The 12135-nt window shown below is 62.5% G+C and carries 8 protein-coding genes and 1 pseudogene; 1 reads left to right on the plus strand and 8 read right to left on the minus strand.

Translation table 11 applies throughout. The features are described 5' to 3' along the window. Window positions 1–45: 45 nt before the first annotated feature. The 8 genes from cas6f to BM109_RS25935 form a co-directional block, all read right to left on the minus strand. A complete protein-coding gene (gene cas6f, locus BM109_RS25900; protein ID WP_093349092.1) occupies window positions 46–621 on the minus strand; it encodes a type I-F CRISPR-associated endoribonuclease Cas6/Csy4 in 576 nt (191 codons plus the stop codon). A gap of 6 nt (window positions 622–627) precedes the next feature. Then, complete coding sequence (gene csy3, locus BM109_RS25905; protein WP_093349299.1) at window positions 628–1644, minus strand: type I-F CRISPR-associated protein Csy3; 1017 nt, start codon at window positions 1642–1644, stop codon at window positions 628–630. A gap of 63 nt (window positions 1645–1707) precedes the next feature. After that, entirely contained in the window at window positions 1708–2766 is a 1059-nt protein-coding gene (gene csy2 / locus BM109_RS25910) for a type I-F CRISPR-associated protein Csy2 (protein WP_093349094.1), read from the minus strand. Beyond that, window positions 2763–4163, minus strand: coding sequence for a type I-F CRISPR-associated protein Csy1 (gene csy1 / locus BM109_RS25915; protein ID WP_093349097.1), 1401 nt, complete (start codon window positions 4161–4163; stop codon window positions 2763–2765). The genes csy2 and csy1 overlap by 4 nt, the downstream gene beginning before the upstream one ends. Before the next feature lie 83 nt (window positions 4164–4246). Further along, complete coding sequence (gene cas3f, locus BM109_RS25920; protein WP_093349100.1) at window positions 4247–7762, minus strand: type I-F CRISPR-associated helicase Cas3f; 3516 nt, start codon at window positions 7760–7762, stop codon at window positions 4247–4249. A 491-nt stretch (window positions 7763–8253) separates the two neighbouring features. Continuing rightward, window positions 8254–9021 carry a hypothetical protein gene (locus BM109_RS25925; protein WP_143129259.1) on the minus strand — a complete coding sequence of 256 codons (768 nt, stop codon included), beginning with the start codon at window positions 9019–9021 and terminating at the stop codon, window positions 8254–8256. Between the two features lie 46 nt (window positions 9022–9067). Next, window positions 9068–10147: a hypothetical protein gene (locus BM109_RS25930; protein WP_143129260.1), complete on the minus strand. Its 1080-nt coding sequence runs from the start codon at window positions 10145–10147 to the stop codon at window positions 9068–9070. A gap of 106 nt (window positions 10148–10253) precedes the next feature. After that, the gene (locus BM109_RS25935) at window positions 10254–10637 is read right to left on the minus strand and encodes a hypothetical protein (protein ID WP_093349107.1); all 384 of its coding nucleotides are present in this window, start codon (window positions 10635–10637) and stop codon (window positions 10254–10256) included. Between the two features lie 224 nt (window positions 10638–10861). Here BM109_RS25935 and BM109_RS25940 point away from each other — a divergent pair. After that, window positions 10862–12135 (plus strand): annotated as a pseudogene (locus BM109_RS25940) (M20/M25/M40 family metallo-hydrolase).

Raw genomic sequence — 12135 nt, forward strand, 5'->3', positions numbered from 1 at the left:
AGTGCTTGATTTCATTGGCTCAACGCCAGGCCTGGGAAAAAAGGGTCAAAACCATGGAACGGTCGCGCCTTGACTCAACCCATAGGTATTGAATTCGCCCGGCCTTGCCTCTGCCTGCAACGGCCCGTGATCGACAAAGAGGCAGAAGGGCTGTCCGGTGCTGCTGCTTCGCGCCTGGACGTAGGGCAGTTCTGGCCGGCGCTCCACATGGTCAGGGATTGCCATGGCGGCTTGTTCCGCAGTCTCGCCCTTGCGGCGCATCCGGCGGCGACGCAGGCGATCTACGTTGGTCTTGAACTGGCGCCGTAACACCTGCCGATGCGCTGCATCGGCGGGTGCCTGCATCATGTCGCTGACGTGCACATGATCCCGCATGCCCCGAAGCCAATCCATCTCGGTCAAGCGTCTTAAGGCCTCTGGCGTGCCGTGAAGTCGCATCTGCGCGCCAAGGCCACGCTTCGATAGAGGCTTCAACACATGTTCCGGATAACTCACTCCGATGTCGCTTGCCTGCAATTGCACAAGCGCGCGGTGCAGTTTGGCCACCAGAGCCCCCAGCAGATGAACCTGGCTGAATTCGGGATCGGGGCGCAGGCGGATGTCGATGTAGTGCGTGGTCATGACGACTCAGCTCGCATCACCAAATACACCGCCACGGATCAGCACGGCCATCACGAAATGCTGTTGCTCGACAGGCGGGACCTGGTCCTTGAGAAGCCAATTGTCCAAAAGCGTGTAGAAGTCCTGCTTTTGCTTGGGCTGGCGATAAGCTTTTCCCTGCGTAGTCACCGAGCCATAAGGTTCCACGGCGATCGGGCCAAGCTCCTGCGCGCCTTCGTACCAGGTGTCGATGGAACGAATGGCATTGCCAATCTTCTGCGAGTGAATGGCGGCGACATTTTGCACGTCGTAGAGAGTCTTGCTCTTGCGCGTACTACCCTTGTCCAGGATCAACTCCTGTGAAGGGAAAACCTCCTGTCCAGCCCCGAGGCGCACGAAGGCACTCACCTGCAGCAGCACGTGCTCGGTACCTTCCAGCCCACCGGCAACTACCTGCGTCAGCTCTTGAAGCTCGTTGCCAGCCGCTGCCATCGCGCGGAGGTCATGGGAGAGTGCATCGAAGTTCCAGGACTTCGTGGCCTGTCCGTTCTGCAGGCGATCGACGCGCACTTCGACCATTTCCGCACCGACGCGATTCCGCCAGAGAAAACGGCCGTTTGCCAAATTGGCGGCATAGCGCCGAGCCAGTTCAGTGAAGCCATTGGCTTGCACATAGCCTCGTACCGTGCTCAGCAACTTGGCTTGATAGACGGCGTTGTTGCAAGCCGATGGGGTGCCTGCGCCAGCCAGCACACGCAAAGTGAACTGCACCCTCAGCGTGTCTGCACCGGCTGGAAGCGTAGCTACGTCCACAGTCTGCAGATTCGGGCTCTCAATGGCGGCATCGAGCTTGCTGGGGTCCTGATCCTTGGTCTTGAGACGGTTGGAAATGGTGCCCCGCACGGACTTGGGGTGGATCGCCACGGGACTCCACGCAGCGGGGTTGGCACGCTCTTCCCAACTGCCGGCGTGAAGCACTGCATCGGAGGGATCGAGCTTGCGCTCGAAGGCGAGGACGGAAGGGGTCGTGATCTTGTCGGACATGAGGTGTTCTTTCTGGGTAAAGATGATTGCCAGCAATCGCCAGTGAAGGCGAGCGAGCCGGAGTCAGTCGAAATCGGGCATGACCTCGTCGAGGCGTTGCGCATCGCTGCGTGCGTAGCCGCTATGGCAGCGGTACAAGCCCTTCTGCGCGTCGGTTTCCGCTCGCCACAGGAGGTCCTGCACGCGATCGAGTCGATGTGGACTGATCCATTCAGCCAGGGAGTAGACGGACTCCACGAAGGACACCGGCGTTCGCGCATCGCGCGCGTTGGCCACCAGCCCTGCTTGCACCGGTTCGGCAGTGAGCCGCGCATACCCCACGGGAACAGGGACAGTCCAGCCGGAGCCCTTGCCACGTAAGGGGTCGGCCCACCGCACCCCGGGACGCGAAGGTCCAACCTCTTCCGAGGCAGGCTCTACAGCACCAGCTTCGTGATTGAAGCGAGCGGCGTGCAGCCAGGCATCGAGCACGGTAGCTTGCGGTTGTCGCTCGCGCAGATGAGTCAAGCGCGAAGCCAGGAGGTCATCGCGTCCTACCAACGCATAGCCGGGCAGCCATTGACGTCTCCATCGCGCGAAGCACTGAGCCTGGGCCTCGGCGTCTTCGGGTAGCACCGCCATCCAAGGCCGTGTGCGCTGTCCGGGGCGTGGCTGACTGGGCAACACAGTACCGCCCGCAACCCGCATGGTCGCCACGGTATCGCCGAGCTTGCGGGCCCATTCGTCCAGCGCGGACTGATTGTCTTGTATCAGCAGAGCCGTTGAGTCGTCGGGCAGCGATGCCTGCTTGAGCAGAAACACCAGCGTGATTTCCAGGTGGATGCGGCCTTCCTCCACGATGGCCGCGGTGCTTCCATCCTTGTCCACGGGGTTGCGCGTGAGCCTGAAGGTCTTCACGTGACCGTCCACCACCTGCTCCTCGTAGTCGTGGCATATCACGCCCACTTGCAACAGCTGCAGGGGAATGCCTTGCGTCGCCAGCTTGCGTTGAAGCGCCCACATCAGACCTATGAAAGCTGTGATGGAGGAGAAACCGTGTGTCAATGGACTGGAGATGGCATTGGCGTTCTGTATGCGGAGGTAGGGCAGGACCAGCAGCGCCCGAGAGGTCGGAGAGCTCACACGCCACCTCGCACCGTCGTCAATACGTCACCGGTCTCTTGAAGGGCGCGGTACTCCGGTACATGCAATTGATTGCGCAATGCGCGCAACTGTTGCACCCAGCTACCGTCCTCGTCCAGCAAGACGTTTCGCCACTGCCGGGACTCAGCCACGCCGACGGTGGGAAGTCGACCCTTCAACTGGCCGTTCAACCAACGTCCGAATCGCGCGCCCACCTGGGTCGGCCAATCCGTGCCGAGCCAGTCGCTGGCGAACTGGTGCTCATCCTCCAACTCGCAGCGGAAGGGATCCAGCCAGAGCATCTCGGGACGGGCCAATTGCTGGAATCGTTCGTCACGTGTCCAGCCGGCCGGCTGGTGCAGCAGCTCTCCGGCATAGATCACCATCTCATCCACCAAAGCGTCGACCAAGCTTTCCACGCGCTGGCGCGTCGCCTGATTCTTTGGTGGGTCGCTCAGCAGAAAGGCCGACAGCACTTGAACTACGTCTCGCACAAGAGGACGTGCATTGAAGCTGCGATCGAAAATGGATGCCGCATGCACGGGCAGGTAGTTGCGCTCACCCTTCCATCGAGGCGGTAGCGAGGCCAGCAGATAGTTGTCTCCGCGTCGCTCGCTATTGAGCTGCGAAATATTGTGTGGCTTCGTCCCTCCCATCTTCTGCACCGCGAGATCTCGGTACTCGCGGTAGATGCCCTCGTGCGGTAGGCCATCGCGCCGGGCCTGCCGAGCCTGCTTGTTTACCTCGCCAAAGCGCGCATCCTGCAGCTCTTCGTAGATCGACTGCGCGAGCGAGGTGGCATGCAACGGAGCGAGCAGGTGATACTGGGTGTCATCAGTGGCATCCTCGCCTACCAACCAATAGAGCTGCTTTGCGCGTACATGCGTACTGGCCTCGCCCCCTCGTTCTGCCATCAAGCCAAGCAAAGCTTCGCCTAGCACCTGTGCCTGCGCAGGGTCTTCGTTCAATGCCTTCCACGCGCCTGATTCACCAGCCTTCAGAGCCTGCAAAAGGTTGCACCCGTTCACTTCAATCTTGAGCAGCTTGTAGACGTCCAATGCAGCGGCATTGCCCACCACGTCCATGGAAAAGCTGCGACCCAAGGCATGGCTGCCGACCTCGTTCAGAGGGGGAAGCGTTTGGGGCTCCACGTAAAGGTTGGTGCCGCGCGCGTCGGGATGCACGGGCTTGAGCGCGTGAGTCACGGCCTGGATCTGTCGCACCCTCGTGGCGGCGCTTTCCAGCCAAGGACCGCGTTGGTGCTGAGCAATCAGGTCGGGACGCAGGGGGGCATCGGGCTTGAGCTTGTCGAGCTTCGCGTCCAGGCGTTCCTGCAGGAACGCGTCGATCGCACTGTGAAAGCTCACGGCTTGCCCTGGGGAAGGGACATCAGACATGGGAACTCCTCCAGACATGACAAAAATCCCCCAGTCGGCACCATGCCGACCGAGAGTCATAGCAACAGCTCTTCCAAGCCTCCTTAATCCTTGTTGAATCCCAGCACCGAGTGAAATCGCCAGCCTTCTCGAGATTCCGGGAGGCTTACGGTCGCGAATTTTTCTGCGCTCTCGCGCAGGCTCTCTTCTCGGTTCTCAGCCCACGATGCAAGCACGCCCAGCAGCTCGGCGTGACACCAGGGGCTTATCCCTGGGCCTGCAAGATCACGATCGGCGAGGGTGTGCAGCAGATCGTTGATGTCCACGAATAGTGGCTCTCCCGGTTGCGCACCTTTCGCAACACGGTGCAGATGCAATTCAGCTTCGCCGTCATCGAGGGGCAGCAGCGCAACCTCTTCACGCGGCAAAGGGTCGTAGCGAAAGCGCTGGAACTGCGGCAGCAGGCCGGTCAGCCACAAGTTTCCCGGATGCGCCCAATGAAGGGTGGCGTCCCGCGCTATCGGCGTAAAGAAGTGGCTGCCTTCTCCACGCGGCAACAGGCTGTCTCGCATGCGGCCGTGCTCCAGGTCCACCATGCGTTCCTGGGGCTTGAGCGACTTGCGCGGGGCGATACGCGGCCGGGCATCGAGAGGCATCGCATCCGTTGCAGAGAGTTCCGGCAGGCTTTTCTGCAACAGATGCGATGTCAGATGGAACTGAGCGCTCGAGTTCCATTTGCCATCGGCACGTCGCTCGGATGCGCTGGCGTGCATCTCGAAACCCGGTTGACAGAAAGCTGCGTTGCCGGGTCTTTCAAGTGCGCGCAGATTGCTGTCCAGCACCAGCAGATTCAGTTCCTTCGCACTTCCGCTGCGGTGGCGGCGCACGCGACCTGCCAACTGAATGAGCGAGCGCATCGATGAGGGCTCGACGATGGCCCAGTCGTAGTCATGATCGCGGCCCACCTCGGTGACAGGCGAACCCAGAACGATGAACATGTGATGCGCTTCGGGAAAAACATCGAGCTGTGCACGGATTGCCGGATGGCGCGGCAATGGATCGATGGTGTCGCCAGATGCTCGACGATTGAGCGCCGTGTCCAACTGTGCTTCGATGGCCGAGCGCGCCAGCAACGGGAACTGCGAGTGATACACGCAAAGGTGCACGCGCACCTCAGGAGCTGGAGTGCCTTGACGGTACATCGCCAACGCGACATCGAACAGCGGCGCAATGTTGGCCATGCGTATCAGACCCAGGCTCAACCGCTTGCCGCTGATCGGATCGACCATGTGATTCTGTTCGAGCTGATGGAGCTGCCAAGCCCGGTCCAGTACGAATCTCGCGAAATCGGTTCGTCGCTCCAACTTTTCCATTGCATGCCACGTTCGCGGCAATTCGGCTATTCGAGCAAGGCGACGCACTTCGGCTTGAGCGAGCTTGGCAGCTCGTTTTTCAACAAAGGCAGCGTGCGCGTCTCGGAAGCCACTGGCGTCAGGGCAATCCTGCGCCACCTGATGGAATTCATCGATCCATAAGCAGCAGATATTCACAGGCTCGGTCGGGCGTTCACCGCGGTTGCACTGGAAGATCGCGCGCCCAACGCAGTAAGCCTGAAACAGGCCTTCCACCAGCGCTGGCGGCAACGTTGCCGACGACAGCAGTACACGTGTTCCCAAAAGTCCAGCCCAATGCACCAGCCGCACGAGCGCGGGAAGGTCGGCCATGTCGAAGTCGTCGGGTTCATCAAGAACCAGGTCGCCCGTCATCAAGCGCAGCATGGGTGCGATCTGTCGACCCCCACGCAGGCTTTCAGTCGCGGGCGTCAGATGATCGACGGTGCAGGCCAACAGTGGCGCTGCCAGAAGCGATCGCACCTGTGCATCGTCACTCAGCCGTTCCAGCAGCGGGTGCCGGGCATCGCCCTCGAAAAGCACTTGCCCGCCTTCGTCCAGCAGGCTCTGGCGAGATGCCGATCCGGTGGCTTCGGCCTGGCGCTCCCAATACTCGAGCAGGGCGCGACTGGAAGCACCGCCAACCCTGATGGCCAACTGCTCATCGTTCAGCCCCAGATCCTTTTGAAAGACACGGCCAGTCTGCAGGGTGAGGGTGCGCAAGCCGATGGCGAAGGCGCAACGCATGCCGATGGCGGGATCGGCCAGCGCGTCCATGATGCGGGCATTGCCCAACGTCTTGCCGCAACCGGTGGAAGCCATATTGACGATGAACGCCCCTTGGGCAGCCGAACGTTGGCGCACAGCCGTCGCCAGATCCGCGGCCTTGTCTTGCCACTGAAAGCTCGCTTGGGTACTGCGTTTCTTCAGCTCCCGGTGATTCTGCAAAGCCGGCAAGCTGCTCGCCAGTGTCGGCAGCGAGCGGGTGATAAGTGTGGCATGAGCCTGCACGCCAAGAAGATGCTCATCCAGTGTTTGATTGAGCACACTGCGCCGCTCCTGGGTGTAGGTAGTGTTGGCCGCGAGCTTTGCCTCAGGCTGCAAGTAGAGCCGACGCGCTGCAACGGGCAGGTTCTGTTCGTCCAGGCCATGGCGTGAATAGTGATGATCGGCCAGCATCAGGCACAGGCGGGAGACATGCATGACGAAGGGATCGTCCAGAACAGAAGAGGTGCTCCCCGCATCGCTCAAGATCAGCAGCTTTTTCGCATAGTGCGCAGCTTGCTTGCGCCATGCCGGCCCATGCACCGGAAGGCCATGCGGAAAATGCCAATAGGTCTCGATCTCTGCTTGCATCCGCCGCTCGCGCGGCTCGTTCCAGTCCGCATGTACCTGTGCCAGCAGGCCATCCAGATCGTCGGGATTGATGAACCTCGGTCGAGCGCCAAAAGGCCGCATGCGTAGCCTTCCATCTTTCCCTGCATCGTGATCGCTGCGGACCGGCTTGCAAGGTAGGCGATGGTGGGTGAGTACCAGCCAAGCCAGCGCCTGAGCCAGTGGCGGGAGAGCGCGGAATGGATTGTTGGCACCGAGTGGCCCATCCTTCTCTTCGTCCGTGTCTAGGCCATCGCGCAACAACCGTCCACCGCCGTGATCCAACCACAGGTCTTCGAAGGCCGCATCATCGTGATCGTTGAGCGCGCCATCAGCTAGCCGTCGCAGCCAGGCACGGTCATCCTCTTGCCCCACGAAGGCCTGAAACAGCCGAACGGATACCCATTCGTGACGATAGTGATTGCGCTCGCTCGAACCAGCCTCTAGTAGTCGTTGCTGAAAAGCCAGCGTGGCTTTGCCCAGGTCATGCATGAGGGCTGCCAAGGCGGTGAGAGCCGTCAGCAAAGGCAATCGATGCCAGCTGGCTTCGTCGCTGGCTCGGCAAACATCCTGACTGCTGGGGTCGGTTAGCGTGGCGTCTTCGGCTTTGAACCGACGCCCGTCACCTACCACCCAGAGAAGTTCGCTGTGATCGCGACCGCGAATCAAATGGCAGGCTACAGCCGTGTTTTTGCGAGCGCTCCCACGCAGTAGCTTGCGGACAGTTTCCAGGCCCGCCTCGGTGATCGGACTCTGCCAGCAGCGATCCCCTTGTCGTTCGGCGAACTGATCGAGGATGCGCCGTGTTTCTGTCAGCGCGCGTTTGCTGCACCGAGAGATGAAAAGAACGTTCATTGGGTTGCCGTCCTGAACAGTGCTTTCGTCAATCGGGCTTCATCGGTCTAAGTGTTCCCACATTAGATGCGCGAGCGATGAGAGGACGAAATTGACCAAGAAATGACTGCGCCCGATCGGCACTGAGAATGAAGTCAAGATCGTGCAATGCGTGCCTTTTTTCCACTCGGTCTCCCGCCGCTGCGAGCACAGTTTCCTGGAGCTGTCGGGCAGCGGTCAGACGCAATCCGTCATCGAACCAGAAGTTGACCCAAGACTGCAAGTACTCGGGGGAAGATACTTGGTCTGCGGCGTGAGCCACGCTATTTCCACATTCACTTGGTTGGCGCTGAAAAGCGGCGCACCGCCTCCGCGGCTGAACCGATGGGGCCTGGCTCGGGCTTGCTCGTCAGCTTGCCGGAGGCAACAGGTCTGTAAATGAACAAAAGCACTGCTGCATCGATTGCACGGCCGGTTGCGTTGAAGTCGTTGAGGCGCGGACTCCAGGCCACTCACTTCCCACGACGCGGCTCCATCCCCAGAGACGGCCCCTGCCGAATAGGATTGCGAACCAGCTGCGCCAGATCCAGGCTCGGGTAGCGTTGATTCACGACTTCCTCCAGGCTCGGGTAGCGCGGATCCACGGCTCCCGTGCGGCCGCTTTTCTCATACATCCCATCGGCATACATGGGTGGCACTGATTTGGACCCGATGCCACAGGCCTGATGGAAGTGCCCGATATAGACAGGCTTGCCAGCCTCCGCCACGAAGACTCTGTTTTCCGGCAGGCCGTCCGCAGGAACGACTTCCGGGTAGCCATCGCTCCAGCCGCTCGCCGGTGAGCGGCGAGCGGTCATGCCGGCTTCGATGGTGTGGCTCTGCAGGGTATAGCGGCCGCTGGGAATGACGTAGGCGACCGGCAAATGCGCATATGCAGTCTGCTTGGGTATCGTCGGTTGGGCTGCCGCCTTGGCGGCCCATTCGGCATCGGTTCTGGGAATGCGGATGCGCAGCGTTTTCCCGTGATCGTCGAGGAAGGTGAGTTCCTGAATGCGCGAGCCCTTGGGTGGCAGGCTGTCGGGGTTGCACATGGGCTCGATGTACGTCGTCACGGAGGCGATGACGACGGCATTGCGCCCGGTGAACCGCTGCGCGAGTTCTTCGCGTTCCGTGCCCGGGGTGAGGTAGGTGCCGACGGTGTCGGCATCGTTGGCGGCATGTGCGAGGGGCAGTGCCATGGCGAGAAGAAGACTCGACGAGAGGGTGCGTCTGAATTTCATGTTCGATTCGTTGTCGTTTGGCAGCGATGAGGGCGTGGGCTGTCGGTCAGATGCCGGTGGCCTCCGTGCTGTCCGGCGAGGCGGCCACGATGTCCTTGGCAAGTGCCGAAAGCTCTCGCTTGTACGAAGGCGCACGGATGGCGGCGCGTACGCGTTTGAGCGTGGCCGGGTGGCCGATCAGCGGCCAACACTCCATCAGCAACCAGTCTCGGCGCCGGCTCTGTTCCTTGGAGATCTTCGGGTCGATGTCGATGATGCGGCTCAGGACCGCGTCCAGATACGGCGGATCTTCCGCAGGCGCACGCGGAGCGCTGGCGCGCATGGCATCCACGAGCAAGTGCAGGCGAGCCATTGCATCGAGCGTGTCCAGCGAGGCGAGTTCGGGTTCGGTGGTCAGGAGCGTGTCCAGTTCCGACACCGCTGTCTTCGTCGCCAGAGATTGCAGTGCAATGAACGCCATCCCGTTGACGTGGGCCTTGGTGCCGATGCGCTTGTCGCGCGTCAAGGCCAGGGCGTCGCGCCAGCCATGGACGCGGGAGACGGCCTTGACGAGCTGGCGCCGCATGTCATCCATCCAGTTGCGCTGCTGGCGGGACTCGTACTTCGGCCACAGGGCCAGGAACGCCGGCGCGTCCGCGCGCGCCGCATGATGCTCGCCGATGGCCCGCCAACCGACCCATGGCTCGGTGCCGAGGTTCGGACTTGTCGCGGCCTGGCTGGCCGCCGACAGGTCTTCGTCGGCCAGCAGGCGGTAGACGATGGCGCGCTGCAGAAAGCCCGGCGTCAAATGCGACGCACTCGCGCGAGCGGCGCGTTCGGCGGTGGCCACCGGAATCAACCCTCCCGCCAGCAGCATGCAGACGGCGTCGCTCACGTCGAAACCCAGGCGATCGCTGATGACGCTGGGCGCGCTGTTGCTGAAACGCCTGGCGGACTCATAGAGCCGCGTCGAACAGAAGGGGTCGGGGCCCTGCATCAGGCGCGCGCGCAGCGCGGTTCGTGCCGCGTCCTGGAATGGAATCAGCGCCGCAGGCGTTGGATAGGGCGGGCGCGTGGCCAGCGCCAACTCTTCTTCCGAAGGCACATACTGGATTGCCTGGATGACCAGGGCGTCGAGCGGGCTCACATCGTCGCTAGGGGACATTCCGAGTTCATCTTTCGTCGGGGTCGCAGCGTGCGTTGTCACCGTTGTCGGTTTCCCGAAGGCAACAAGGTCGCGGAGGAGCGTGAGTTTATGGCGCCCATTCGTGTGGCTGCCGGGATGCGCTCTCGGGCGACTCCCTCATCGCCTCGCACTGCGCTTCAATCCGCGCATGAAGCAACCCCAGCGACACCGCAACGAAGCGCTGCAGCGAACCGCGCTGGCACGCGTCGAGCACAGGGGCAGGGTCGGTATCGGGTGACTCGGCATCGCGCCGCTCTTCATCCCATTGCAGCAGTTGAACCAGCAACAGCGCGCCTTGCACCACATCGCGCGCATCGTTCAAGAAGGCGGCCTGGTGCTGTCGGCTGGGATCGAGTCCCCGAGGAGGAACCCATTCGAAGGGTTTGAACTGAGAGACGGGGCGTGCCCCCGAATCACCGGCGTCGGTGCCTGCATCGAAGTCTTTGGCCATGGGGCCTCCAAAGTGAATCGCAGGATGTCTTCAGGCCGCCAAACCCGGCCTCGTTCACACGAGGCGAGGGCACTGTAGGTGGTCGCGGCGAGGGCCGTCAAGTTTCGTGTCCGGCGGCGCAACATTGCTTGAGCCGACCGGCGACCTGTCGCTCATTTGCTCCGCATTCCGCCCCGCATCGCTATCCTTCCGTTCGCCATTCACTTCGACAAAAGGGGACCCTCATGACTCAACCTTCCTCACCCATCTTCTCGCTGCGCTCCATCGCGCTGGCCTGCGCCTTCGCCCTCGGCGCCGCGACCGCAGCCCATGCCGCCCCCGACGCCAAGCTGCTCGCCGCGGCCGAGAAGGCGCAGCCCGCGGTGATCGAGAACTCAAGGAGATGGTGCTGATCGAGTCGGGCAGCCTCAATGTCGACGGGCTGATGAAGATGGCCGACGTGGTGGAAGGCCGGCTCAAGGCGGCCGGCTTCAAGGTCGAGCGGCGCAAGGCGACGGCCGGGGCGGGGGCCGACATCGTGATCGGCACGATGAAGGGCAACGGCAAGCGCAAGATCATGCTGCAGGGCCACATGGACACGGTCTACCAGCCCGGCATCCTGAACTCGCAGCCCTACAAGGTCGACGGCAACCGCATCTACGGGCCCGGCATCGCGGACGACAAGGGCGGGCTGGCGGTGATGATGGCCTCGCTCAAGATCCTGGCCGACGCGGGCTGGCGCGACTACGACACGCTCACGGTGCTGATGAATCCCGACGAGGAAGTGGGCTCGGTGGGTTCGGGCGAGCTGATCGCGACGACGGCCGACCTGCACGACACGGTGCTGTCGTTCGAGCCGACGGCGGCGAAGTCGGTGGTGAAGGGCGAATCGCTGCTGCTCGGCGCGGCGGGCATCGCGCAGGCCACGCTCGAGGTGAAGGGCCGCGCCTCGCACGCGGGCGCGGCGCCCGAGCTGGGCCGCAATGCGCTGTACGAACTCTCGTACCAGATGCTGCAGACCAAGGATCTCGCGAAGGACATTCCGGGCGTGACGCTCAACTGGACGGTGGCGCGCGCGGTGGGCCCGATCAACCAGATCACCGAGAAGGCGCAAGCGCTCGGCGACGTGCGCATCACCGAGCCCGGCGCGGAGAAGAAGCTCGACGCGGCGCTGCAGGCGAAGATCGCGAGCGGCAAGCTGATTCCCGACACCGAGACCACGGTGAAGGTGGAGGTGGGCCGCCCGGCCTTCGTGGCGGGCGAGAAGGGCCGCGCGCTGGCCGAGAAGGCGCAGGCGATCTACAAGGAGATCGACCGCGAACTCGCGCTCACGCCGATGACCGGCGGCGGCACCGACGCGGGCTACGCGGGGCGCTCTGGCAAGGCAACGGTGGTCGAGAGCTTCGGCCTCGCGGGCTTCGGCTACCACGCGCGCGACGAGTACATCGAGGTCGACTCGATCGTGCCGCGGCTGTACCTGGTGACGCGACTGCTGACGGAGATCGGCAAGGGCCGCTGA

Origin of the sequence: Variovorax sp. PDC80 (genome assembly GCF_900115375.1) — a bacterium.
GTDB lineage: Bacteria > Pseudomonadota > Gammaproteobacteria > Burkholderiales > Burkholderiaceae_C > Variovorax.